The organism is Nitrospinaceae bacterium (genome assembly GCA_018669005.1).
Classification (GTDB): Bacteria; UBA8248; UBA8248; order UBA8248; family UBA8248; genus UBA8248.
In genome coordinates this window covers 1-22,505 of the sequence record JABJAL010000046.1, presented here as the reverse complement: position 1 = coordinate 22,505, position 22,505 = coordinate 1, and the positions used below count along the sequence as shown (strand labels likewise).

General features: G+C 55.0%; 29 protein-coding genes. 11 read left to right on the top strand and 18 right to left on the bottom strand.

Going from position 1 to position 22,505, the window contains the following annotated elements:
• The first annotated feature begins 133 nt into the window (after window positions 1-133).
• Entirely contained in the window at window positions 134-886 is a 753-nt protein-coding gene (locus tag HOJ95_06000) for a PIG-L family deacetylase (GenBank protein ID MBT6394235.1), read from the top strand.
• Here HOJ95_06000 and HOJ95_05995 read toward each other — a convergent pair.
• From HOJ95_05995 to HOJ95_05960, 8 genes are all read right to left on the bottom strand, one after another.
• Window positions 859-1,461 carry an ATP-binding cassette domain-containing protein gene (locus HOJ95_05995; GenBank protein ID MBT6394234.1) on the bottom strand — a complete coding sequence of 201 codons (603 nt, stop codon included), beginning with the start codon at window positions 1,459-1,461 and terminating at the stop codon, window positions 859-861. The two genes, HOJ95_06000 and HOJ95_05995, sit on opposite strands and share 28 nt — an antisense overlap.
• A 50-nt stretch (window positions 1,462-1,511) precedes the next feature.
• A complete protein-coding gene (locus HOJ95_05990) occupies window positions 1,512-2,198 on the bottom strand; it encodes an ABC transporter permease (GenBank protein ID MBT6394233.1) in 687 nt (228 codons plus the stop codon).
• 104 nt (window positions 2,199-2,302) lie between these two features.
• Window positions 2,303-3,031, bottom strand: coding sequence for a sulfite exporter TauE/SafE family protein (locus tag HOJ95_05985; protein MBT6394232.1), 729 nt, complete (start codon window positions 3,029-3,031; stop codon window positions 2,303-2,305).
• 38 nt (window positions 3,032-3,069) lie between these two features.
• Window positions 3,070-3,903 carry a solute-binding protein gene (locus HOJ95_05980; protein MBT6394231.1) on the bottom strand — a complete coding sequence of 278 codons (834 nt, stop codon included), beginning with the start codon at window positions 3,901-3,903 and terminating at the stop codon, window positions 3,070-3,072.
• 31 nt (window positions 3,904-3,934) lie between these two features.
• Window positions 3,935-4,282: a DUF4911 domain-containing protein gene (locus tag HOJ95_05975; protein MBT6394230.1), complete on the bottom strand. Its 348-nt coding sequence runs from the start codon at window positions 4,280-4,282 to the stop codon at window positions 3,935-3,937.
• Window positions 4,279-4,680: a hypothetical protein gene (locus HOJ95_05970; protein ID MBT6394229.1), complete on the bottom strand. Its 402-nt coding sequence runs from the start codon at window positions 4,678-4,680 to the stop codon at window positions 4,279-4,281. The genes HOJ95_05975 and HOJ95_05970 overlap by 4 nt, the downstream gene beginning before the upstream one ends.
• Window positions 4,681-4,683: 3 nt before the next feature.
• Window positions 4,684-5,067 (bottom strand): DUF4863 family protein, encoded by a 384-nt coding sequence (locus HOJ95_05965; GenBank protein MBT6394228.1) that lies wholly within the window; start codon window positions 5,065-5,067, stop codon window positions 4,684-4,686.
• 12 nt (window positions 5,068-5,079) lie between these two features.
• Window positions 5,080-6,489: an MmgE/PrpD family protein gene (locus tag HOJ95_05960; protein MBT6394227.1), complete on the bottom strand. Its 1,410-nt coding sequence runs from the start codon at window positions 6,487-6,489 to the stop codon at window positions 5,080-5,082.
• Between the two features lie 422 nt (window positions 6,490-6,911).
• Here HOJ95_05960 and HOJ95_05955 point away from each other — a divergent pair, with 422 nt between their 5' ends.
• Genes HOJ95_05955 through HOJ95_05940 form a run of 4 tightly spaced genes read left to right on the top strand, consistent with a single transcriptional unit; the run spans window position 6,912 to window position 9,271 of the window.
• Window positions 6,912-7,067: a hypothetical protein gene (locus HOJ95_05955; protein MBT6394226.1), complete on the top strand. Its 156-nt coding sequence runs from the start codon at window positions 6,912-6,914 to the stop codon at window positions 7,065-7,067.
• An 11-nt stretch (window positions 7,068-7,078) separates the two neighbouring features.
• Window positions 7,079-7,603 carry a hypothetical protein gene (locus tag HOJ95_05950; GenBank protein ID MBT6394225.1) on the top strand — a complete coding sequence of 175 codons (525 nt, stop codon included), beginning with the start codon at window positions 7,079-7,081 and terminating at the stop codon, window positions 7,601-7,603.
• A 30-nt stretch (window positions 7,604-7,633) separates the two neighbouring features.
• Complete coding sequence (locus HOJ95_05945) at window positions 7,634-8,650, top strand: fumarylacetoacetate hydrolase family protein (protein ID MBT6394224.1); 1,017 nt, start codon at window positions 7,634-7,636, stop codon at window positions 8,648-8,650.
• Window positions 8,651-8,665: 15 nt separating this feature from the next.
• The gene (locus HOJ95_05940) at window positions 8,666-9,271 is read left to right on the top strand and encodes a DNA-3-methyladenine glycosylase 2 family protein (GenBank protein MBT6394223.1); all 606 of its coding nucleotides are present in this window, start codon (window positions 8,666-8,668) and stop codon (window positions 9,269-9,271) included.
• Window positions 9,272-9,287: 16 nt separating this feature from the next.
• Here HOJ95_05940 and HOJ95_05935 read toward each other — a convergent pair whose 3' ends face one another.
• From HOJ95_05935 to HOJ95_05925, 3 genes are read right to left on the bottom strand one after another with little or no spacing between them, the layout of a single operon-like run.
• Window positions 9,288-9,602: a monooxygenase gene (locus tag HOJ95_05935; protein MBT6394222.1), complete on the bottom strand. Its 315-nt coding sequence runs from the start codon at window positions 9,600-9,602 to the stop codon at window positions 9,288-9,290.
• 32 nt (window positions 9,603-9,634) lie between these two features.
• The gene (locus tag HOJ95_05930) at window positions 9,635-10,477 is read right to left on the bottom strand and encodes a radical SAM protein (protein ID MBT6394221.1); all 843 of its coding nucleotides are present in this window, start codon (window positions 10,475-10,477) and stop codon (window positions 9,635-9,637) included.
• A 54-nt stretch (window positions 10,478-10,531) separates the two neighbouring features.
• A complete protein-coding gene (locus HOJ95_05925) occupies window positions 10,532-11,941 on the bottom strand; it encodes an MATE family efflux transporter (GenBank protein ID MBT6394220.1) in 1,410 nt (469 codons plus the stop codon).
• A 34-nt stretch (window positions 11,942-11,975) separates the two neighbouring features.
• Between HOJ95_05925 and HOJ95_05920 the strand changes: the two genes are divergently transcribed.
• Window positions 11,976-12,914 carry a hypothetical protein gene (locus HOJ95_05920; protein MBT6394219.1) on the top strand — a complete coding sequence of 313 codons (939 nt, stop codon included), beginning with the start codon at window positions 11,976-11,978 and terminating at the stop codon, window positions 12,912-12,914.
• Between the two features lie 15 nt (window positions 12,915-12,929).
• Here the strand turns inward: HOJ95_05920 and HOJ95_05915 are convergent, their stop codons facing one another.
• Complete coding sequence (locus HOJ95_05915) at window positions 12,930-14,081, bottom strand: MFS transporter (GenBank protein ID MBT6394218.1); 1,152 nt, start codon at window positions 14,079-14,081, stop codon at window positions 12,930-12,932.
• Window positions 14,082-14,508: 427 nt separating this feature from the next.
• Between HOJ95_05915 and HOJ95_05910 the strand changes: the two genes are divergently transcribed.
• Both HOJ95_05910 and HOJ95_05905 read left to right on the top strand, forming a co-directional pair.
• A complete protein-coding gene (locus HOJ95_05910) occupies window positions 14,509-15,024 on the top strand; it encodes an N-acetylmuramidase (GenBank protein MBT6394217.1) in 516 nt (171 codons plus the stop codon).
• On the top strand, window positions 15,021-15,449 hold the full coding sequence (locus HOJ95_05905; GenBank protein MBT6394216.1) for a hypothetical protein: 429 nt from the start codon (window positions 15,021-15,023) through the stop codon (window positions 15,447-15,449). Before HOJ95_05910 ends, HOJ95_05905 begins: the two co-directional genes overlap by 4 nt.
• Before the next feature lie 35 nt (window positions 15,450-15,484).
• Here HOJ95_05905 and HOJ95_05900 read toward each other — a convergent pair whose 3' ends face one another.
• The 6 genes from HOJ95_05900 to HOJ95_05875 form a co-directional block, all read right to left on the bottom strand.
• Window positions 15,485-16,153: a hypothetical protein gene (locus HOJ95_05900; protein MBT6394215.1), complete on the bottom strand. Its 669-nt coding sequence runs from the start codon at window positions 16,151-16,153 to the stop codon at window positions 15,485-15,487.
• A 202-nt stretch (window positions 16,154-16,355) separates the two neighbouring features.
• The gene (locus tag HOJ95_05895) at window positions 16,356-16,802 is read right to left on the bottom strand and encodes a hypothetical protein (protein MBT6394214.1); all 447 of its coding nucleotides are present in this window, start codon (window positions 16,800-16,802) and stop codon (window positions 16,356-16,358) included.
• A 44-nt stretch (window positions 16,803-16,846) separates the two neighbouring features.
• Window positions 16,847-17,461 carry a pyridoxamine 5'-phosphate oxidase gene (locus HOJ95_05890; GenBank protein ID MBT6394213.1) on the bottom strand — a complete coding sequence of 205 codons (615 nt, stop codon included), beginning with the start codon at window positions 17,459-17,461 and terminating at the stop codon, window positions 16,847-16,849.
• 59 nt (window positions 17,462-17,520) lie between these two features.
• On the bottom strand, window positions 17,521-17,865 hold the full coding sequence (gene trxA, locus HOJ95_05885; protein MBT6394212.1) for a thioredoxin: 345 nt from the start codon (window positions 17,863-17,865) through the stop codon (window positions 17,521-17,523).
• Window positions 17,866-17,937: 72 nt separating this feature from the next.
• Window positions 17,938-18,516 carry a TetR/AcrR family transcriptional regulator gene (locus tag HOJ95_05880; protein MBT6394211.1) on the bottom strand — a complete coding sequence of 193 codons (579 nt, stop codon included), beginning with the start codon at window positions 18,514-18,516 and terminating at the stop codon, window positions 17,938-17,940.
• 156 nt (window positions 18,517-18,672) lie between these two features.
• The gene (locus HOJ95_05875; GenBank protein ID MBT6394210.1) at window positions 18,673-19,863 is read right to left on the bottom strand and encodes an MFS transporter; all 1,191 of its coding nucleotides are present in this window, start codon (window positions 19,861-19,863) and stop codon (window positions 18,673-18,675) included.
• Between the two features lie 119 nt (window positions 19,864-19,982).
• Here HOJ95_05875 and HOJ95_05870 point away from each other — a divergent pair, with 119 nt between their 5' ends.
• From HOJ95_05870 to HOJ95_05860, 3 genes are all read left to right on the top strand, one after another.
• Window positions 19,983-20,981 (top strand): Gfo/Idh/MocA family oxidoreductase, encoded by a 999-nt coding sequence (locus tag HOJ95_05870; GenBank protein ID MBT6394209.1) that lies wholly within the window; start codon window positions 19,983-19,985, stop codon window positions 20,979-20,981.
• Window positions 20,982-21,118: 137 nt separating this feature from the next.
• Entirely contained in the window at window positions 21,119-21,493 is a 375-nt protein-coding gene (locus HOJ95_05865) for a hypothetical protein (GenBank protein ID MBT6394208.1), read from the top strand.
• Between the two features lie 67 nt (window positions 21,494-21,560).
• A complete protein-coding gene (locus HOJ95_05860; protein ID MBT6394207.1) occupies window positions 21,561-22,256 on the top strand; it encodes a c-type cytochrome in 696 nt (231 codons plus the stop codon).
• Window positions 22,257-22,505: the final 249 nt, after the last annotated feature.

Sequence of the window (22,505 nt, the reverse complement as noted above, 5' to 3'; positions counted from 1 at the left end):
AGCACCTTACATGGAGTAATTAAAGTCAAATATTTCAATGAGTTCAAGCCAGGTGAGAGAAGTCCGAACATTCTGCTAAACTCGCGCGCGCATTACACCAAAAGCCCCGTCTTTAAAAGGTATTAAGAGTTTCATGATAGATACACCAAACGCTTCAAGGGGCATCCTCCATGTCTATGCCCACCCTGACGATGAATCTTTCGGGAATCCGGGCACTATTTCGCTCTATGCCAGCAGGGGCGCCCCGGTGAGCTTGGTCTGCCTCACACATGGCGAGGCGGGAGAGACGAACGGGATATGTAAACCCGAGGAGCTCGGGAGCGTCCGGGCCGGTGAATTGCGGAAGGCGGCAGGCATACTTGGAATCAGTCGCCTCGATCTCTGGGACTACCCGGACGGCGGTCTTGGCGATGTAGATAACGAGGAAGCCATTGCTCGGCTAATAGAGGCCTACGAGTTGATAAGCCCCGAGGTGGTCGTTACTTTCGCAGACGACGGAATCACCGGACACCCCGACCACCTGGTGGTCTCAAAATGGGCGACCGAGGCATTTACGCGGCTGAGCGATAAATCCGAAAGAGGACCATCGCGGCTCTATTGGCGTATCGTGCCAGAAAAGCGCCGAACCATTACAAACCGCCCCGACATAATTTACCGGGACGACTACACCACCATCATCGACGCCCGCGATCACGAGCGCACCCGCGCCGAGGCAGAGGCCTGTCATGCCACCCAGCGAGCGCACACGAACTACGCCGATCCGGCGCTAATAGAAATGGGGGTGGTCGATTACTACATTCGTAAATTCCCGAAATGGGAAGGAGGGCCCTACGAGGCCAATTTACTCGGCGGAAAAACTCACCCTAAAGAATCGATCTTTCCATAGGCAATGCTGATTCGATGTTCGGCAAAATGCGCCGCCCATTCAGGTTGATGGGTGCTCAGGATGATGGTTTTCTCCTTGTCTGCAAGCGCGGCTATCACCTCTCTCAATCGCTCGGTATTCTCGGCATCCACGCCGGCCGCAGGCTCATCGAGCAAAAAGGTCTCGGCGCCCGCCGCGAGCGCTCGCGCCATGGCTACCCGCTTTCTCTCGCCGCCCGATAATTCTCTAGCACCTCTTTCAACCAAGTGAGCACAACCCGACAGATCGAGCGCAGCCCTTGCACCTGACTCAGCGCTCTCCCAGCTCGCCCCGCGTACCTTCTCCCCATAAGCGACGTTGGCCATTACCGAGCCTCGGAACATGAAAGGATCCTGGTGAAGTAGCGTGACGCGCTGCCTATGGCTGGCCCCCCCGCCGCCCCAGACAACCGAATCTCCCATGTAAACAACATGACCCCGCTCAGGACGAAGAAGACCCGCCAAAACACGAAGAAGCGTTGTCTTCCCGGCGCCATTCGGTCCAGATAGTGAAGTCACCGCACCGGATGCGATGGCGAGCTTCTCGATATCAAGCACAACTTCTCCGCCGAAACTTACTTGAAGATTCTCTATGGAAAATGCGTTTGTCATGATTTTTGTAATATTCGTGTGCCAAGATTGACCGCGAATATTATTCCCATGAGCACCACACCCAGCGCGATGCCGAACCCGAATTCGCCCTTCATGCTCTCAAGAGCGATGCCGGTCGTAAGGGTCCGGGTGTATCCCTTGATGTTTCCCCCGAGCATCATCGCAATGCCCACCTCGGAGGACACCCGCCCGAAGGCCCCCAGAATGGCCGCGACCAAGCCAAATCTCGCCTCGCACAACACTGCCCAGGCCACCTGGCGCGAAGAGGCGCCCAGGGTAAGAGCCGTTTCCCTGGCACGTTGATCCACAGAGGAGATCGCCGTCATCGCGAAAACAGAAACTATCGGTATCGAGAGAATGACCAGCCCCACAACAATGGCCGTCGGACTAAACAGAACATCCGTAAAACCCAAAGGCCCCCGGCGGGAGAGAAGGCCGTAAACGATCAAACCAATTACGACCGTGGGCACGCCAAGCAGAGTTTGAATAATAGAGATGGCCACCCCGCGCCCCCTGAAGCGAAATGAGGCCAGTACCCACGCAATTGGCAAGCCGATCAAACCCGCCACAATGGTCGCACCAAAACTCACGCGGACGGTGACCCATGAGGCAGCCATCACTTCGGGGTCGCCCCGCAGCACGAGAAGGACGCCTTCCCAAATTCCATCCAGTAAAAATTCCATCGCTCTTGTGTCCCGATTGCGTCTTTGAGGGGCTTGCTCAATACAACTGATTAAGATGCCGCACGTTCAACACTGAAGATTACATTGTTATCCGTGAGACCCAACTAAAGAATTCTTTTTATCAAAAAGCCTATGGCAACAACGACCACAATCCCCATCACTTTTTGAACAACGCGAGGCGAATAACGAAATGAGCCCATGTAGGAGCCAAGATAACCGCCGACGGCAACTGCCGCCAGCAAAGGAAGGATCATTTCCATATCGAACGCCCCACGCTGCATCCGCGAGAGGAGCCCTGAGAGCGAATTCATCCAGATGAATATCGAACCCGTGGCCGCCGCTTCTTTTTCCGTACCCAGTCCGAACACAACAATAATGGGCACAAGGTAAATACCGCCGCCGATTCCCACCGCCCCGGCGACGAAACCAAGCAAACCGCCCAGAACAACCGAAAAAACAACTTTTTGGCCACTCTCAAGCTTGAGCGAGATCCGTAGGCTATCAAAAAAATAGATGCGCACGGCAAGGGTAGTTAGCGTGATGAGCAAAAGAATATAAAAAAATTGTCTCGACAGATGTATCAATCCACCGAGGTAGGCCATAGGAATCGAGGAGACGAGAAATGGCGTAATCAGCCGCCAGTTCACGTGTCCTCCTCGCCAAAAATTCGCGGCGCCGACGCTGGTTACAGCCACATTCAGCATGAGCGATGTGGTGGGTATCAACACATAGTTGACATCAAAAATAGCCATGATGGCGGTATAGGAGGAGCCGCCGCCAAGCCCTACGCTCGAATAGATAACCGCCACGAAAAAAAATAGTGTTGCCAGCATGTTCGTCCTCTAACTTCCATCACCTGTAGAAAATATTATCAACTGCCCGCCTGCCTCTTCACTGCGGATGGATAAAATAGTTTTTTTCCCTTCAAGCGAAACTTATCGATGAGGCGCTGCCCCTCTTTGGAGGTGAGGAAGCGGACATACTTCATCGCCAGATCAAATTTAATATATGGATGGCGCTCCGGGTTCACGGCAATCACACCGTAAGGATTTAGCAGGGATATGGCGCCCTCGAAAAGAACTTTAAGTGCCACCTTCCCCCGAGCAGCCATGAAAAGGAATGAGCCACGATCGCTTAGCGTATACGCCCGCATCTCATCGGCGGCCCTCAATGTCGCGCCCATTCCCTGCCCTAGGGAGCGATACCACTTTCCCTCTGGCTTAACCCCCGCGAATTGCCACAAAAAAATTTCTTTTTTATATGTACCCGAATCATCTCCCCGGCTGAGCCAGAGAGATTTTTTTCCTCTGATTCGGCGAAGGGCAGAGGCCGCACTTTTCGCCCCTGACACTCCGGCAGGATCTGCCCCCGGACCAACGATCACAAAATCGTTGTGCATCACGCCTCGCCGGTTCACGCCGTGGCCCTCGTTGACGAATTTCAACTCCGCCGCCGGGGCATGGACCAGAACAACATCCACATCGCCATTTTGGCCCAGGCGCAGCGCCTTTCCCGTTCCAACAGCAATGGTGTGTATGCGGACATTGTGGCGCTTTTCAAAATGGGGGTGCAGCCAGTCCAGAAGACCAGTGAAGTGGGTGCTCGTCGTCGTTGCCAGCCGAAGCGTTTTCGCTGCATGCGCAGGGGTCGCTAAAAAAAACGCTACCACGACCGCCGAGACTATTGTTCGCCACCTACCCAACATGCAATCGCTTCCCATGAATTCGAAAACCCGCTCAGGCGTTTTCCGCCTCGTCTCCTGGCTTGCGAGATACGGGTTGAAAGTCAGGCGCAATATCAGGCGCCTCATCTAACAACTTGAGACCAAAATCCGCAGAGAGCGCCTCAAGAAGGGTGTCCATCTCCTCCCGGGTATCCTCGGTCGAGGTGATGCGCGCCAACGAGGTGGCCCCGCCATCTACACGCTCGCCCCATCCATGGACCATCGTCTGGTAGTAACCCAGATTGTCGTAGCCGTCCAAAATTCCGTGGATAAAATGTTGTTTGTCGGAAGGCACTTCGAGCCAGTAGATCAGGCTCCCCGAAAACGATACTGGATTCGAGGCAGGAGGCTTTAGGGTCAACCGGCTGTCCGAATACGACTTGCCGCCCGGCGGACAATCTCGGGCATTTCTTTGACGAAAAGCGAGCGCGGCATCACCTTGTCAAAACCAGCCTTATCGGCAGCCTTGAGTAAATCTGGCTCAGTGTGCTTTCCAAAGGCGATGGCATAGGCACCCTTGCCCCGCTTCGAGGCTCGGAGTTTCTTGATCAACTCGCCTGCAGCCTCGCCGCCAAGCGTGGGGTGGTGCAGATCGCACAAAAACAGCACGGCGTTAAAATTCTCAACCGCCATGTCGAATTTTTCCTCTGATCCAATGAACTCAAACACGGCGCCCGGCGAGGTACCCGCTTCTCGGATACGCGCAGAAAACATCAGGTCCGTGCAAACGACAAATATGCGCTGCGCCTCCTCCACCATCGTTTAATCCCCCGGTCCCTTGAATTCATTCTTGGGAGGTCCGACATAGCCGGGCAGATAATCCATCCGCCCGCCTGCGATAATTTCAAGGTACTCGGCGCCCTCGGGCCCCACATCCACCCCGCCATGGAACTCGCCGCCGGGTATAACACCCACATCGCCCGGCTCAAGCCAGCCTTCAGTGCCGTCAATGTGAAGGCGCATCTTCCCCTTCATGACAACGATAATTTGATCTTCTGGATGTCGGTGAACGCCACCGTCAAACTCGGTGTCGGGCTCCATCTCCCCGCGCTGAACGGTAAGGTTCTCCGTCGCGATAACGCGCCGCCAGGTTCCCTTTCGGATATTGGCGCGCCGGGTGAAGTCATCCCATTTGTGAAAACCCATGGCCCAGGCTCCCTACTCTTCGTTTTTGGTGCCCAGGAGATCGATTAGCGAATAAACGCCATCGAGGGTATCCACCTTGTATAGAACCGCCTCGGCACGAGCAATTTGATCCTTCTCGTAAACAAGGCTGCAGCACTCGGTGAATTTCTCGTAAAGCTCCTCGCGATCCATCGGCCGCTTCGGTGTGCCGCGCGAGGTGTCCGAGAATTTTTCGTGAACGGTGCCGTCCTCCATTTCGATGGTGAGCTTCGAGCGAATAAGGTCATAGCCCATCGCCTCGATCTCCTCGTCAACGAAAGGCTCGACCTTCTCAAGCATCGCCTTCACCTCGGGGCTCTCAACTACCTCGTCCCGATACTGGGCAATGCCGCCCTTGCCGCCATTGAGAAGAAGAATGCCAAGGCTGTATTTCATCGAGAACTTCGCCTCAAGCTCGTTCTGGGGATCGTCGTAGCGAAGCGGCTGGAGTACGCGGGTGTTTGTGCCAAGACGGACACTTTTCACCTGCTCGGGCTTGATGTCGTGCTCAAGAATCAGATCGCGCATCGCATCCATTGAGGGGTGTGAAAGCGAGCCACTCGGGTAGGGTTTTATCGAAATGCCGGGGTCCACCGCTGACCAGGGGTCGCCCAACTCGCCGACCAGATATTCAGGGTCGCAGCCGCCACCCATGATCTGCATGAAGCCCCACTCACCATCGAAGATGCCCGGGTCCGAGGTGTATCCGCCCGCCGCGAGGCGCGCAGCAACAACACCGTTCTCGGCGGCGCGTCCAGAGTGAAACGGTTTCGTCATCGTCCCGAAATTCGCGCGAAGACCCGCACTCTCCGAGCAAACAATGCCCAGGCAAAAGCGAAGCTGCGCTTCATCGAGGCCAAGAAGCTTGGCGCTTGCGACCGCTGCGCCGATGGCGCCAATGGTGCCCGTCGAATGAAAACCCTTGATGTAATGATCGGGCTTGATGCATTCGGCAACCTTGCACTCGACCTCAAAACCGATCATGAACGCCGTGAACAATTCCTCGCCCGAGGAGCCCAAAAGTTCGGCCATCGCCAACGAGGCGGCAAGCACAGGCGACGTCGGATGGGTCATCAGGCCATAGATACGATCCGGGTAGCTCGAAAGCTGGGTGTCATCGTAGTCCATGGCATGAGCCGCCACGCCATTGGCGAACGCTGCAGTGTGCGCCGAAACCGTCATGTCTGTGCCGATGATGCGCGCCTCGGGCTCTCCACCAATCTCCTTGGCATATGCCTGGACGATTCGCCCGCTATTGTCGGTCGAGCCGGCCACCATAAGCCCGGTCCCGTCCACAAAACAGCGGCGGGAAATAACTTTCACGTCCTCGGGAATCTGGGCGGCCTCGGTCCCCAGAACAAATTCCACTACGGCATCGGTAATAGGACTATCTGCACTAGACATTTTGTTCCTTCCACGGAGTAAAAAACGATAAATTAACGGGCCGTCCCGGCACCATCACCGGTCGGCGTTCTCGTTGGAGGCTGTGGCCCGGCCACGGCTCTCGGCTGAGGACAGAAAAATTTCGTCAAAGCTGGAAAAGCATACGGTTTCTGACAAACACCATTTAAGGCCATGAAGGCAATCACCGAGAAAACCAATGTTCCCAACAGCCATCCGAGTCCTCTACCCATTTTCCGCCTTCGGGGCTTGAATTTCGTCCCAAAAATAAACGCGGGCCAATCCGCATGGAGGCCCGCTACGCAGATGGAAGAGAAAAAAACACGGCCACGCCACTGGGACGCTCGCCTAATCTCAATCCGTAAGCATACGTTAACAGAAAGAGCGCCCGGCGGCAAGAAAAGCCTTATTTTCATAGGATAATTATGGCTTTTTTTGCACGCCCGAGCCTTGCGGGCCAGCGAGGCGCATGGCAGTCTGATCGCGTTCTCATTCTTGTGGCATCGCACACGGACGAGCCTGCCTCGCCCTCAAAATTTTTATCGATTCCATATCCCAAAATCCGCAACATTCGAAAATAAGGGAGCACGTCATGGCACTCGAAGTCGAAAGCAAGAGCGTTGACTACTACAAAGCGCCGGATGGCCGCGTCATCGCCATCCACATCAAGGGAGACTTCGATGACCACGCCAAGTTCCCGCCCTACCTCGACACCGAGGAAGCCCAGGAGCACATCCGCACCGCGTATGCAGGCCAGGATATTGAGGCCGAGCGCAATACCAAGGCCCACATGACGGATGATGAAATACCGCTTCAGGTCATTATCCTAAACCGACCCAAGGGTGCCATCACCAAGGCGCACTACCACGTCGTCGAGGAGCGGCCCACGGTCAACGCCACACGGCACCAGATACTCCTCTGCCAGCGAGGCAGGGTTCGCATCGGCGTTTTTACCAAAGAAGGCGACGAGGTTGGCGAGGCCATTTTAGAGCGAGACGATCTCATCCTCATGTACGAGGGCCACGAGGTCGAATTTTTAGAGGACAACACCAAAGTCATTGAAATAAAGGAAGGGCCTTTCCCCGAGACAGACGATCGGGACAAGATAGACCTTTAATTTAAACCCAAACCAATTCATGAGGCGCACATGAAACTCATCACCTTTGAAGTCAGAACACCCGTCGGACCCTTCAAGCGCCTCGGCGCCGTTATCGAAAGCGGGGAAAACTTAGCCTACGCTGATCTTAACTTCGCGATGGCCGCAAGCCTCGCCGATGAAGGATCGCCCCGGCCACAAGAGATGGCCGGCGCCATTATTCCCTCGGATATGACGGATTTCGCCGCTGCCGGCGCGCCTTCCCTTGAAGCGGCACAAGAAGCGCTCGATTTTCTCCAAGATAAACCCGAAGTAGAGGGACCCAAAGGCGAGCAGCTTATCTACCGCCCGGACGAGGTGCGCCTTCTTGCCCCCATCGAGCGGCCTCCGTTGATTCGGGGCTTTGCGGGCTTCGAGCGCCACCTAAAGACCACGTTCGCAAAAATGGGACTCACGATTCCCGACACCTGGTACGAGCGCCCGTTGTGCTTTAAGGCAAGCTGCGCCCACATGGCCGCCGTCGGCGAAACAGTCCCCTGGCCAAGCTACACCGAGCAGATGGATTTCGAGCTTGAGTTCTGCGCTGTTATCGGAAAGCCAGGACGTGACATCACGGAAGAAAATGCGGGCGAGCATATTTTTGGTTACGCAATTCTTAACGACTGGAGCGCCCGCGACGCCCAAACGGGCGAGATGGCGATGGGCACCGGCCCCTACAAGGGCAAAGACTGGTGCTGGAGCTTCGGGCCCTGGATCGTCACCCCCGACGAGCTGGGCAACCCCGCCGAAATACCCATGGCCGCACGCATCAACGGCGAGACTTGGATTGAGGCCACCCCGGGGGAAATGTACTGGACCTTCGAGCAGATGGTCTCCTACACCTCGCGCGATGAGAACATGCTCACCGGCGACATTCTCGGCTCGGGCACTGTTCCCGGCGGCTGCGGCATGGAGATCGAGCGGTGGATTCAGCCTGGCGACCTCGTTGAAATAGACATGGGGCCCTTAGGGGTCCTGGCGAACAGAATCGGCGAAAAGGGAGAGCGCAAGCCCTACACGTATAAATAAAACGCTCTCGCTATCATGGACAAAAAACTTCACACACGGCTTATAAAAATTTCAAAAGAAATCTCCCCGGAGCTCTCCGGGGAGATTCGCGCCCTCGGCCCGATTGATTTTCCCGACCGAAGATACAAATCCCTCTCGGACCATCTCGCCCGCGCCGTGGTCGGCCAGCAACTTTCCACAAAAGCTGCGCGAACCATTTGGGAGCGAATTCAAAACGCACGAAAAAATGCCAGGGAAAGAGCGCCCGATTTTTTCAGGAAAGAAAACGCACCGCTAATTAAAAGCTGCGGGCTCTCGGCGAGCAAAACAAAAGCGCTTGCCCACATTCGAGAAGCCCACCGGGCCGGATTGCTGTCCCCCGTAAAACTGCGCGTAATGGATCACACAGAGCGCTCGGCCCGCCTCTTGTCCATATGGGGAATCGGCCCCTGGACGTGCGATATGGCCTCAATATTCTTTTTTAAAGATGAAGACATCTGGCCCGAGGGCGACATCAGCGTTCAAAATACTTTTCGGCGCTACATCGGTCGCAAAAAACCCACCCTAGCCGCCGCGCGCTTTGCCCCCCACCGCAGCTATCTCGCCATGTACATGTGGCGAATACTGGACGGGGGAAATTAAAAATTCTGATTTTTTCCTACGCCGCCGTCTTAATCTCCCCCGCAGCGTTATCAACAACAACCGGGGTGTCGTAGAAAACAATGGTGGGCTCAACGCCAAAGGCTTTCATGAAGTTCTCTCGCCACACGCCCGCGTAGCAGGCCTCGGCCGCCTCGCGCGACTCCCACAGATACACCCCGCCGCCCTTGCCCTCCTCGGCGCTGAAAAGAAAGTTCTTACGAATCAGTCCTGGAATGGCGCGGAAGCGCTCGGCCATGTTTTTCGTGTTCTCGGCGTACTTCTCGTAGGTGAGGCCCTCGGGTAGGGGCGCGGATACGATGGCGGTGATCATGGGAAACCTCCTTTAGATGTGTGCGTGAACCTTTACTCCCCGTTGTAGATGCTGCTGACTAAAAGGCCCGTTTTCTCGCGGATAATTTTTTCGACGGCCTCGGCCTCATCAAAGCCCAGTGTTCTAAGCTCGCTAATTTTGGCCGGGGCTTTTTCATAATCATAGCGGCCCCTGGTTTCGATGAACCACTCGGACGGATAGGCGCGCCGGGGGGTGTTGAGCTGAACCTCATCGGGCCGAATCTTGTTCAACAACTCGCAAAGTTTTTCGGTCATCGCGCGGTTAACCGGCATGAACATCACCTGGCTATCCATATGACCAGAAAATTCTTGCTTAAACTTTATCGTCGCCTCAACGATGCCAGCGAGGGTGACACCAGGCGCAGGCCGGTTCACCCGCTGGAACATGGCCTCATCCGGGGCATCTATCTTGACCGAAACGCGGTCGGCCCCGCACAGCGCCTCTCGCACCTCGGGGAGATGCAAAAGCGTTCCGTTCGTCAGAACGTGGGTGGTAATACCGGTGCGCTCTTTCACCGCCCGGACAGCCTCGCCAAGATTAAGAGCAAGGGTAGGCTCGCCGCTTCCACTGAAGGTGACAAGATCAGCGCCCTGCCAATCGGCTTTTTCCAGATCGGCCATGACGCGCTCGGTCGTGACAAACAGCCGCCGCTCGGCAGTAACAACCTGAATCGCGCCAAGCTGACAATAAACACAGTTGAACGAGCACACGCTCGCCTGGAGGATGAGATCCACCCCGAGCGAGCTGCCAAAGCGCCACGAGCTAACCGGCCCATAAACCGTTGAGGGATGCAGCCCGCCCGCATCGCCAACGCCGATAACCCTCAAATCTTTTTCTTTCAGGTTTTCATTCATCGCTTTATATACTCAATCAAAAAATAATCCGGCATCAAAAGCCGATTATACACATCATGCATTGCTCGCTCTTTCGGCGCTTATGGCTGTCGCACGCTTGGCCAGCCCGCCCCGCCGGGACCAAATCCAGAGCCAGACGAGCATCGCCGCGCCGCTTATGGCCTGGCTGCCAGCAATGGCAAACCAGATACTCGCCGCGCCCATCCCAAAGAACATCATCAAAACCGCCGCCGGTAGCTGGACCACCCAGCGAACGACACCCTCAATCATCATGGGCGGCTTCGTTATTCCGCTGCCCTGGAACACGCCGGTGGCGACGCGGCGGGCAGACTCCATGATTAGCCCGACACAAAGTATGCGAAGGGCCATAGCGCCGATACCCTCCCCCTCGCCCTTCAAGCCAAACACGACGACAATATCGGGTGCGAAAACAAACATTATGACCGAAACCACCCCCATGAGCGCGGTCATCGCATAGAGGGCGACCTTCACCGTGTGCACCGCGCGCTCGGGGAGCCCCGCGCCCAGATTTTGCCCGATCAGGGTGCGTACCGAGCCTTGAAGCCCGAAACTCGGCATCCGCGCGATGAGCGTAATCCGATTGCCGATAGCCCAGGCCGCCAGCGCAAAGGGGCCGAACGCCGAAAGCATTCTGAGTAGAATGATGTTCGCGCCGCGCTCAAGAAGATTTTGCACCGAAACGGGCCAAGCCAAGTTGATGATCCGCATAATAGGCTCGGGCCGGGGCCACAAATCGCTAAAGCGCACTTTCACCCGCGAGCGTCCGCTGGCGACGATGTACATCATCACCATCCACCCTGTGAAGCGGCCTGTACCCATCCCTAAAAATCCGCCAGCGATACCCATGGCAGGAATGGGCCCCGCCCCAAAAATCAGAATCGGCACCGCGAAGATCGACACACAGACCCCCGCAATCATCGCGATAAGCGTATAGCCCGCCTCACCCGCGCCCCGCAAGATGCTCGAATAAACAAACATCCCCTCCCATGCGACAAATACCAAGAAGCCCGCACGCATGTAATTGGTGCCGTGGCGAATAATCATGGGGTCCGAGCTAAGCAACAGCATGAAATACGGCGCACAGACCAACCCGAGAATAGTGAATACCAAGGAATAAACCATGAGAATTATTATCGACTGACCGGCGTAAATCGACGCGCCCTCATGATCTTCGGCCCCAACTCGTTGGGCGATCAATGCCTGGCCCGAGATTCGAATCCCAAAACCTCCCGCGCGTAGAAATAAAACGGTCATGAAGCCGAGCGAGGTTGCCGCCAGGAATTCGGGCCCCAACATACCTATCCAGTATATTTCGAGGACACTGTCGATGTTGCGGATAATCTGCTCAACACACATCGGCACCGAAAGGCGGGTGATGGCCCAGCCAATAGAGCCTTTGGTGTAATCGTAAATGTCCTGTGTTTTTGAGCGCTCTTTTTTCAATTCACACTCTTTAATAAAGGAATTTCGGCGGGAGATGTACTTCATCGCCCGCCGGGAAGATGTATCGATTAAGCTTACAGGCCAGTATGTTCCTCCTCCCACCACCGGGCAAGCCGGGCTCTATGGCAAAATTAGGCCGGGCGCGGTAATTTGTGGCCCAGGAAATTTCAAAAACAAAAGAGTGGAACATTTCATGAAGAAATTTATTGAGGAAACGTTGCGCGAGGCGGGAAAGATGGCGCTCTCCCTCGCACCGGAAGCCAAGGGCGAGCGAAAGGCCGACCGCAGTCTTGTCAGTGAGGCCGACCGACGGGTGGAAACCTATATCACCGGGCGCATCGCCGAACACTTTCCAGACGATAGGCTTATCGGCGAGGAGCACGGCGCCGCAGGAGACAATGACATCGCGGGCCAGCGCCTCTGGGCGGTCGACCCCATCGACGGGACCAACCCTTACTTAAACGGCTTGCCAACATGGGGATGTTGCATCGGGGTGATGGAGGCGGGCGTGCCACTGGCGGGTGGAATTTTTTTGCCGCGCGTGGACGAGATGCTCATCGCCGCCCGGGGCGATGGTGCATTGCGAAACGGCGAGCCGATATCGCCTATCTCGCCCATGGAGATCGACAACCAGACGGTAATGCTCTCGCCATCATCGAGAAAACGTTTTTACAAGATGACCTATCCGGGGAAATCGATGGCCTATGGCTCCATCGCCGCCCATGTCGCCTACGCCATTACCGGAAACACCATCGGCGTACTCGTGGACAGGCCCTACATCTGGGACATCTTGGGCCCGCTCGCCGTACTGAAAGAAGTTGGGGGCTGGGCGCATTACCCAGACGGCAGACCCCTCGACCTGGCCACCCTAGCCCACGGCGAAAAAGAAGAGCTGCCCCTGTTCTTTGGCCTGCTCGAAAATACCCGCCAGCTTTTCCCGATGATCGAGGTCTACCCAAGACCGAAGAAGTAGCGACCCAAAAAAAAATTACCGGTTCCCGCTGGCGAGTTTGGCGGCCTCGGGGTGGCGGCGCAGGCGGGACATGGCCCAGACACCGAGAAAAGGCCCGATCGCCAGGAAGGCGAATGCGTAGCGCCAGCCAAAGACTTCGGTCAGAGGCGGGATCATGTGAATCGTGAACATCGTGAGCAAAAACCCTGCGCATGTTTGGACAGTGACCATCGTTCCAACGAGGCTGGGGTCTGAGAGCTCAATAATGCTGGCCGAAAACTGGGCCGAGTCTGCGACGACGGCTACCCCCCAGATGAGACACAATAATCCGAGCAGCCAGGGGCTGCCTCCAAACAGAAAGCCCGACGCAATCGCGCAGGCACCACTCAAACCCATGGCGCCCATCGTCAGCGTCGTGCGCCCGAGGCGATCCGCAAAAAGGCCGCCAAAAAGACTCCCGGCCCCGCCAGCGGCGATGACCGCGAAGGTGAGCAGCTTTGCGTAAAAACCGGCGCCCTCGCCACCGGGATTAAGCGCAAAGCTCGCCGTTAGAAAAACACCGATCCAGGTCCACATGGCATAGAGCTCGAACATGTGCCCGAAGTAACCCAGGTTGGCGAGGCGAAGAGATTTTTTTCGCCATGCTTCAAGAACAAGCGGCGCGCGAAATTTCGCCGAGCGCGTAAGGTTGGGTCCTAATTGCATGAGAAGTATCAGCGCGCCCGAGGCCGCCGCCAGGGCCGATGAGGCCACGAGGGTAAACCGCCAATCGAGGCCGCCCAGGGCGTCAAGAAGATAGGGGGAGGCCGAGCCCAATGTGAGGGCGCCCACCAAAAGACCCACCAGCAGGCCGGTGTCGCCCCGTGCCCAGGTCGAGGACATTTTCATTCCCACGGGATAAACCCCCGCCATACAAGCGCCGACGATAAAGCGTAGGGCGGGGACGGCGAGCGAGGCCGGGTCGGCCCAGAGAATCGACACGTTCGAGATGGCCGCGATAATCGCCGAGGCCATGAAAAAACGCCTGGGGTCCAGCCGATCGGCCAGGCCAAACACCGCGCTCGTTAATGTGCCCACGACAAAACCGGCGGAAACGCTGCTCGAAATCAAAGAAACCTGCTGATCGCTGAGCTGATATTCGAGCCGAAGGGCAGGGATGATCGCCGAGGCTGAAAACCACAGCCCCATAGCAAGCACCTCGCAAAAGGCCAGCAAAGAAACCGAAGGCCACTTACTCTCAAAGAAACCTGTCTGCGCGGTGCGCTCTTCTGACACGGTGGCCCCTTAAATAACGAGCTTAATAAAAAAATATTAGAATTATCGTAGCCGGGCGGGAAAATCAGGCTCTAGGTGGAATCAAAAGAGTAGCAGATGAAAGAGAACATCGCCCCAACCTTTACTGAAATCAGTAAATAACTATTGATAAACGATCCAACAAATCGGATAATGCCCTTGCCCATTCGGGCGCTCCGGCCACAGCTCCAGGCCGGAGGATTTTCCCACGTGCTGACCATATGCCCCGCTTCCCTACTCTATAAAAAGAGGGCATCCAATCGCTCCGGCACTTCTGGCTGGTCACGAATCTTCCCCGCTCCAAACTCCACAGGAGAACGAAATGGCTGATTTCGATCCCGCGTTTAAAAAAACCATCCTCATAGAGGGCGGCTACAAGCTCCACGAGACGCCGGGCGACACGGGCGGCATGACCTATGCCGGGGTATCCCGCCGCTGGCACCCGAAGTGGCCGGGTTGGAAGATTATCGACAAAGAGGGCAGCTCTGGCCCAAGGCTTGCCGAACATGTGCGCGATTTCTACCGGGCCCAATTTTGGGACCGAATGCTCGGCGATGAAATCAAGAGCCAGGAAATTGCGGAGTCTATTTATGATTTTGCGGTAAACGCCGGGAAAAACGTCGGCTTTAAACTCGCTCAGCTTACCGTTGGCGCATCGCCTGACGGCGCGATTGGCCCTAAGACAGTGAAGCTCTTGAACGTCGAGACTCCTGAAATTTTCGACATGAAATTCGCCATCGCAAAAGTGGCCCGCTACGCCGCGATTTGCAACGGCGATTTCTCCCAGAAAAAGTTTTTACTCGGCTGGCTGAACAGAACGATGGAGGTGCTCGCATGAACATTCTGGGCATCGGAGCCATCGTCGAGGGCGTGGGTAAGATAGCAGGCGATTTGATTACCTCGGACGAGGAACGGCTGCAAATATTACTGGAGGAGCGAAAAATTGAATCCGGCGAGCGACAGGGCCAGATGGCGGTCAACAAACAAGAGGCCGCGCACAAGAGCATTTTCGTCGCCGGGTGGCGGCCCTTTATCGGCTGGGTTGGCGGGCTCGCGATGGCATACCAGTTTTTGCTCTACCCGCTCATGACCTGGGGCTGGGTGTGGTTCAAGGCAAAGGGATGGATTCCCCCCGATGCCTTGCCGCCCCCCGTCTTCGACTCAGGACAGCTCTTCGCCGTCATCACCGGAATGCTCGGCATCGGGGGCATGCGCAGTTTCGATAAGATGAAAAAAACGCAGACCGACTCGATAAGAAATTAATTTCGCATCGCTAATTTCGCGGCTCTGTGCTGGCGTTAATCCCATTCAAGCAGCTTAACGTAGCCTTCCTCGGACACGGGCGGACCGGTAGGAAGACCCTCGGCGGCCTTGTGCATCTGGATGGTCTTGAGATGGACGAGAGCCTCCCAGATGATGTGGCGCATCGCGCACTCGAACGTTTGATGGAATATATAAGGGTCATTTTCATCGCGGCGAAGGCCGACCTTGTGTGCCGGTGCCACCAGTTGCTCGAAATAATCAATCACCCGCTCGCCGGTGGCCCATTGGCGATCAGGATTTACATCCCTTGCCAAAACCTTCTCGCGCATCGAGCCCAGGGTTTCGCGCCCAAGAAGAATCCAGCCTAGTGCAAAACCATCCCCGAGCGCCCCGAGAAGATTGGGCATTTCATAAAACCGGCCCGGATCGAGCATACGGTCCGCCCCGCCTGTATCCGTTCGATCCAGATGGGGCGGCGTTTCATCGCCAAATAGGGTCTCTCGCCATATAACGCAAAAAATGAGGTAAGGAATCCAGGCCGCGTGGCTAACTTGCTCGCTGATTGACCAGCCGCCCCATCCTTTTTCGGGCCGGTGGCGGGCAAGGGCCGCCTTCGGGAGCCCGCGTACTTCTTCTTCAAAAAGCCTGGGAATCGTGTTGAATTCAGGGAAGATGTCGCGTGCTGGCGCGCTCAGATCCGTCATCCGCCTACTCCTTAATATTTTCATGGAAGTGGCTCTCACTCACATCTATCATTTCAAGACTACCATGGTAAATCGCGATTAATAACAAAGTGGACAGGGGGCGTTGTAATGGATTTGAAAAAATACGTGATCAGGCTCGTTCTAAAATTAAAAAATCCCCCCTCGCCGAAATAGCCAGGGGGGATTTTTTCGCGTTTGTTTTTCATGCGGCGAGAACAAGTTTTGCCTCCATCAAGGTGCCCACGCGCTCGCGCACCTTCACGGGCGCACCCGCCGAGCCACCGGACGGTAGCGCATTCTCCAAAGTTTTTCCGATTGCTTTTCGCATTGCCGGTCCAATTAAAATGGCGTTTACCAACCCGCCAAGAGGCCCCCACCCGGCGCGATAGCTCATCGATACCGTTATCTCGGACTCACCCGCCCCGGCCTGCCGAACGCTCAGGCACGCCTTCGCCTTGTTCAGCGGAATTGTGATGTTGTAGAGGCTCGTCTGAACGCCTTCGCCCTCCACCCATTCGGCAACCTTGGCGCCCAACGTCTCGCCAATAGAATCCATGTAGTTTTGGTTGCCTTTGTTTTCTTCCGAAACCGCTTCCCACACTTCATCGGCGGGAAGCTCAATGACCTTTCTCACTTTCAAAGTGTGCATGGCTATTTTCTCCTTACAATTAAATCTTTGTAATCGCTCATTTCTTAATTAATAATCTGCGCTTTGAACTGTTCGGCCTCCGCCTCTAACTCGGCGATACGGGCACGAAGCTTTTCAATCTCGGGCGACATATCTTCTTCTGTAAAACGCGGCGTGATGTGTTGGGGGCAGTTGATGTCCCACGCCGTTACATGAAAAAGAAAAACTCGCTCTGGTTTTGCCTTATAGTCCGGATGAACAAGTTTTTTTATTAACTCAGGGTCGTTTTCGACAACCTCTGCCCGGCCCCAAATCTTCACCCGCCTGCGGCCCGGATAATCCATAAGAAAGATATAGGCCTTATCGTTCTCATCGAGATTGCCCATCGAGACGTACTGGCGATTCCCTGCAAAATCCGCAAAGGCCAGCGTTCGCCCATCGATAACCTTTAAAAACCCTTTCGGCCCGCCTCGATGTTGAATGTAGGGCTGCCCATCGGCAGTGGCCGTCGCCAGGTAGAACGAATCGCGCTCGGCGATAAATCCGGCGAGGTCGCCGGAGACGGTATCCGACCAGCCGCCTTTTTCCTCTACCCGCTTATACATACTGCGCGAGCCGAGACGCTCCTGTATTGCCTTGACCGAGGGCGTGAAAGCGATGTTGCTGATGGGCTGATTCATGTCGTCTCCCTTTCTACAATGTGCGCACTGAGACTCACTGAACTCCGTGCTGCAAATTTTTATACAAACACCTGCCCGATCAGGGCCTCGATCTGCGTAGGCGATTGAACACCCACTCTCTGATCCACAATCTTGCCGCCTCTGAACAGAAACAGGGAAGGAATGCCCCTGATGCCGAAGCGATCGGCCATCTGTCTGTTCTCATCAACGTTGAGCTTGCCAACCCTTACGCGGCCTTCAAATTTTTCGGCGATTTTCTCAACCGCAGGGCCCATAATTTTGCACGGGCCGCACCACTCTGCCCAAAAATCCACCAGCGTCGGGGTCTCTGAGTCAATAACCTCTGACTCGAAATTCTCGTCAGTGAGATGAACGGTAGTTGTCTGTTCGCTGATATTACTCATCTGATTTCCCTTCCTTTCCCTTGGGGGAGGTCCTACAAATGGACCGTTTGGTCCAATAAAGGTAAAAAAAATTTACTCCAGTGCTAAAAGCGCCATGTCCACGACATTCGTCAGAGTCTCCCGATCGGCACCGCCCCTAGACCATACGAGCACGCCGATTTCGGTGTTCAAAAGAAACCTCGCCAGCGCCCTTGGATCGCGGTCTTTGGAAATCTCGCCGGCCTTCTGACCTCGTTCAATCGTCCGAACAAAAGCGTCGACAGTCCGCTCCAGACCCCGAGCCACATATTCGGCGGACACAGGATCGTGTTGCGCCATTTCTACGGCACAGTTACAGAGAAAACAGCCTCGTTTATTTTCACCGCAGGACGCCTCCAGTGTCTTGCGGATCATTTTTTCGATAGCCGCTCTACCCGAGGGCTCTGCGTCGAGAAAAGCCACGGCAGCGCCAATTTCCTTGTCGATGTAGTTTTCGATGGCCGCAACAAAAAGCTCGTGCTTGCTTCCGAAGGCTTCATAAAAACTGCTCTTCGAAATTTCCATCGCGCCAATCAAATCCTGAAGAGAGGTGCCCTCGTAGCCCTTTTCCCAAAAAATATCCATCGCCTGGTTAAGGGCTTCGGTTTCGCTGAATTCCTTCGTCCGGGGCATGACGTCCTCTCTTTAAAAAAAAACACAACAAATCAATCAACCTGTGAGGAATATATATCATCCGGACCGTTCGGTCCAGTAAAAAATGAACAAATTACAAAATAAATTATAATTTACCTGTTTACAGATACTTAAGGGTGTTGTGAAGGGTGAAATTTACCCGCCCGCAAGTAGCTGGCGCTCCCTGAGGCGATAAACCATCACCCCGGCGCCGGTGGCGAGAAGGGAAATCAATGCATAAAAAAGAAAGGAAAGCCTGAGCCCCACAGCCTGGGCAATAAGCCCGCCAACGAAAGGAGAAATAGCGCCAGCGATTTCGTTTGTCGTGTAAAGAAGCCCGACCGAGCTGGCCCGGCTTTTATCGTCAACCATCTCGGCCATCACAGAAAGGATAGGGCCCTGCGACGGCCCAAGAGTCGTGGCAAGCAAAATCATCAGCGCAAATAGACCCCAGATCTTATCTGGAATCGGCATCAGGACAAGGGACAGCGTACCGAAAAACAGCAACACGACGATGAGGCTTGAATTCTTGAAATAATCCGAAAGCTTACCCATGATGACCGAACTGATTGTTCCGAAAACATAATAGATTGTGATGACCCATCCGATGCCGATGGTGGTATATCCGAAACTCTCCGCCAACAGGAGAGGGAAGAACGCCATCGTACCCCGGCCAATCATCACCCGGCACGAGGAAACCATGAGCAGAAAAATCAGCGCCCGGTTCTTGACAAGCTCCCAGATGGTGGATTTCGCTTCCTTGCCAATCGGTCCCCGCTTGATGGGCGTCTCTTTGGGAAACACCATCCAGATGAGCACCGCCCATACAAGGCCGGGCAGAACGAATATTTGCGCCGCCGTCCGCCAACTGGACAACACAACGGCTAGCCATCCGACAATGGCCGGGGTAAACACGCTCCCAAAGTCCCCGCCCGCCTTGAAAAGGCCCATGGCATAGCCCCGCCGCTGTTTCGCGACATCGGCCACCATTGCAACCGCCGATGGGTGGAAGCCAGAGCAACCCAAGCCGCTTAGAAACACCAAAAAGATAAGCAGAGAATACGACCAGGCCCAGCCGAAAAAGAATACGGGCAGGGCGTTGACGATGAGAGAGGAAATTACCACCAAGCGGCGTCTGCCCGTGTAGTCGGCGGCGAAGGATATCGGGAATTGAAATAAACTGTTCCCCACTGAATAGGCCGTGACGATGAGACCCGCCTGGGCATAGCTCAGATCGAAATCCATAACGATAAGCGGCAGCACCGGGGTCAGCACGCGGTTGTAGACAGAGTTGACTGAGTGGCTGCCCGCCAAAATAAAAATTTTAAATCGCGAAGAAAAATTCATATAAGTGTGCTTGTCAGCTATAGGCTCAAATTAGTAGGTTGTTAAAATTCACGGCGGCGAGTGTAGCATGGCGCGAGCTGACAGCAGAGGCACCGACAAAATTTTGGCAAGGAGAAAAAATGGCACCTGAAAAAGTGAAACTGGCATTCGTCGGCCTTGGAAACTGGGGCAGCCGTCTAGCAGCAGCGGCAGAGAGAAGCGGGGCGGCAGAACCTGTCCGCTGTTTCGCCCGGACAGAGGAAACCAGAAATACTTTCGCCGAAAAATTTGGCGGCGCCCCGGCCTCAAGCCTCGATGAAATCCTCAAAGACGATTCCGTGGAGGGCCTGGTTATTTCCACCCCGCATTCGACACATCTCGAAATAATCCGCGAGGCCGCCTCGGCCGGAAAACATATTTTTGTCGAAAAACCCCTTACCCTGACAGTTCAAGAGGGGCGGCAAGCCATCACCGCAGCAGAGGCGGCGGGCGTTACCCTCCAGGTTGGACACCACCGAAGGCGACTGGGCGCGACCAGAAAAGTGCGCTCAATGATCGAGGCAGGAGAGCTCGGAATGCTCCACCAGCTCGAGGCGCACGTCTTTAACGCGAACCGCCAGAGCCCCGCCCAGGGGTGGCACAACGATCCTGCCGAATGGCCGCTTGGTGGTATGACCGGGCGCGGGGTCCACATGATCGACAACTTCCACTACCTGGCAGGCCCGATTAAACGCGTCTCGACTTTTAGCAAGAAAATCCTTGGCGCAACACAGCTCGACGATGCGACGGTGATTACTCTTGAATTCGAAAGCGGCCCGCTCGGCTATATTGCCGTCTCTCAAGTCGTTCCGTTTTCGATTCTGACCTCTGCCCTCGGCACCGAAGCGGCAGCCTGGAGCGATGAGGACGGCGCAAAACTCTATGTCCAGAAAAAAAATGAAACTTCCCGAACCGAGATACCCGTCGAGGCGGGCGATGCACTGGCCGACCAGATGACAGAATTCGCCCGCTGCATCCGTACGGGAGAAAAACCTGAAATCGGCGGAGCCGAGGCGCTCGAAGTGGTAGCAGCCTTTGAGGCTATCGTTGAGAGTGCCGCTAGCGGCCAGGTCGTGGAAGTGTCCAAATACCGCAACTAGCGCCGGGCGCAACCCCCATTCTTCTTAATATAAATCCAAAAATTCAAAAAAAAGAATAGCAAAACAGATAAAATACTCCTAAATATATGATTGAGGCTTCTCCCGCCAGGGGGGAGGCAATAAATCGGGAGTGAGGGATGTCCGGAATAGATAGAAAAAAGCCCTCGAAACTACTGCTACTGGCGCTGCCGGTCCTCATTCTGGTCCTGGCTGCGACCCCGTGCAGCGTCCACGCCTTTAGTGAGGCACTTGATTCCCACTCTGGACACGCCCAGTCAGCGCCCGATGCGACTGCGGAAAATGATTGCATCTCTCAGGCCCTCAAGCCCGGCGCTCACATCACCAAACATATCGCCACTTTAACTATGAGCGCGATTCTAGTTGCGCCAGAACTAACCTTCCCGGCTTTAACAAGTGAATTCAGGATTATTCACTTCAAGCTTCGTAAACCACTTCTCTTACTCATTTTATCCACTCCCGAAAGAGCCCCTCCTCTTACCGCGCGGGCCTAACCCCCTTATAATTTTTTTGAAACCTTCAAGGACTACTCCTGCGAAGTTGCTTTAGAGAGGAGAAATAATGATGAATACTAATAAAGGGCGAATTGCCACTTTCATGACAATAGGAATGTTCTTAATCGCCCAGGCGATTGGCGTCCCGATTTTAAGCCATGCCGGAGGAGGCGCCCCCGGTCATGGCCGTGGGAAGGCTGAAAAAACACAAAAAAAAGAAATAAAGAATGAACATCGTGGCGACATGCCAATGTCCGGCGACCACGACTCGAAGTCTGGTGACACACATCAGAAGGAAGATTCCACCAAAGAAGACGTGAAGCCCATCATCATCTCGATGGATGCGATTCACGCCTATGGCGGCACACCTCCGGGTTGGAAATTCCGAATTCCCGCAGGCGATCCCGAAGAGGGGCGGGAGGCATTTGTCAAAATGGAATGTTTTTCGTGCCACTACATTGGAGGAGAAAAATTTCCAAAAATTGAAAAAAATCCAGCAAACATAGGCCCCGACCTCACCGGCATGGGTTCAATGCACGGAGAACCAACCTATTTTTTCGAGTCCATCGTCAACCCTAATCGCGTAATCTTGAAGGGCCCTGGATATATCAAAAAAGGTCTGTCCATCATGCCAAACTATAGCGACTCAATCGGGCTTCAGGAGGCAATTGACCTGGTAGCCTACCTGACGAGTTTAAAAGGAGGGCACAAGAAAATGGGCGGGGAGATGCATGCCCATGGAAGTACGAAAACCTTAAAATAAATTCCGAGCATGGCGACAAAATTGGCAATCGCCCACATAACAAATCGACCCATCACGGAATGATGCAATCAAATTGAGTTTTCTAAAAAAAAATCCTCCCCTGCGGCGAATACCGCGGGGGAGGAGCGCGTTGATAGCGATTTCACTACCGGGCAGAACCAATTAGCCGAAGCCTTTGAGGCTATCGTTGAGAGTGCCGCTAGCGGCCAGGTGGCGGAAGTGTCCAAATACCGGAGCTAGCGTCCCCCC

Coding starts and splice junctions, on each gene's coding strand:
- HOJ95_05900 (MBT6394215.1), bottom strand. CDS start 16,153: ATGACGGATCTGAGCGCGCCAGCACGCGACATCTTCCCTGAATTCAAC.
- HOJ95_05990 (MBT6394233.1), bottom strand. CDS start 2,198: ATGGAATTTTTACTGGATGGAATTTGGGAAGGCGTCCTTCTCGTGCTG.
- HOJ95_05955 (MBT6394226.1), top strand. CDS start 6,912: ATGGCTTTTTTTGCACGCCCGAGCCTTGCGGGCCAGCGAGGCGCATGG.
- trxA (MBT6394212.1), bottom strand. CDS start 17,865: ATGAGTAATATCAGCGAACAGACAACTACCGTTCATCTCACTGACGAG.
- HOJ95_05910 (MBT6394217.1), top strand. CDS start 14,509: ATGGCTGATTTCGATCCCGCGTTTAAAAAAACCATCCTCATAGAGGGC.
- HOJ95_05865 (MBT6394208.1), top strand. CDS start 21,119: ATGTCCGGAATAGATAGAAAAAAGCCCTCGAAACTACTGCTACTGGCG.
- HOJ95_05920 (MBT6394219.1), top strand. CDS start 11,976: ATGTACTTCATCGCCCGCCGGGAAGATGTATCGATTAAGCTTACAGGC.
- HOJ95_05935 (MBT6394222.1), bottom strand. CDS start 9,602: ATGATCACCGCCATCGTATCCGCGCCCCTACCCGAGGGCCTCACCTAC.
- HOJ95_05915 (MBT6394218.1), bottom strand. CDS start 14,081: ATGGGGCTGTGGTTTTCAGCCTCGGCGATCATCCCTGCCCTTCGGCTC.
- HOJ95_05940 (MBT6394223.1), top strand. CDS start 8,666: ATGGACAAAAAACTTCACACACGGCTTATAAAAATTTCAAAAGAAATC.
- HOJ95_05870 (MBT6394209.1), top strand. CDS start 19,983: ATGGCACCTGAAAAAGTGAAACTGGCATTCGTCGGCCTTGGAAACTGG.
- HOJ95_05875 (MBT6394210.1), bottom strand. CDS start 19,863: ATGAATTTTTCTTCGCGATTTAAAATTTTTATTTTGGCGGGCAGCCAC.
- HOJ95_05890 (MBT6394213.1), bottom strand. CDS start 17,461: ATGAATCAGCCCATCAGCAACATCGCTTTCACGCCCTCGGTCAAGGCA.
- HOJ95_05960 (MBT6394227.1), bottom strand. CDS start 6,489: ATGTCTAGTGCAGATAGTCCTATTACCGATGCCGTAGTGGAATTTGTT.
- HOJ95_05980 (MBT6394231.1), bottom strand. CDS start 3,903: ATGTTGGGTAGGTGGCGAACAATAGTCTCGGCGGTCGTGGTAGCGTTT.
- HOJ95_05860 (MBT6394207.1), top strand. CDS start 21,561: ATGATGAATACTAATAAAGGGCGAATTGCCACTTTCATGACAATAGGA.
- HOJ95_05970 (MBT6394229.1), bottom strand. CDS start 4,680: ATGGTGGAGGAGGCGCAGCGCATATTTGTCGTTTGCACGGACCTGATG.
- HOJ95_05965 (MBT6394228.1), bottom strand. CDS start 5,067: ATGGGTTTTCACAAATGGGATGACTTCACCCGGCGCGCCAATATCCGA.
- HOJ95_06000 (MBT6394235.1), top strand. CDS start 134: ATGATAGATACACCAAACGCTTCAAGGGGCATCCTCCATGTCTATGCC.
- HOJ95_05950 (MBT6394225.1), top strand. CDS start 7,079: ATGGCACTCGAAGTCGAAAGCAAGAGCGTTGACTACTACAAAGCGCCG.
- HOJ95_05985 (MBT6394232.1), bottom strand. CDS start 3,031: ATGCTGGCAACACTATTTTTTTTCGTGGCGGTTATCTATTCGAGCGTA.
- HOJ95_05895 (MBT6394214.1), bottom strand. CDS start 16,802: ATGCACACTTTGAAAGTGAGAAAGGTCATTGAGCTTCCCGCCGATGAA.
- HOJ95_05930 (MBT6394221.1), bottom strand. CDS start 10,477: ATGAATGAAAACCTGAAAGAAAAAGATTTGAGGGTTATCGGCGTTGGC.
- HOJ95_05945 (MBT6394224.1), top strand. CDS start 7,634: ATGAAACTCATCACCTTTGAAGTCAGAACACCCGTCGGACCCTTCAAG.
- HOJ95_05880 (MBT6394211.1), bottom strand. CDS start 18,516: ATGCCCCGGACGAAGGAATTCAGCGAAACCGAAGCCCTTAACCAGGCG.
- HOJ95_05905 (MBT6394216.1), top strand. CDS start 15,021: ATGAACATTCTGGGCATCGGAGCCATCGTCGAGGGCGTGGGTAAGATA.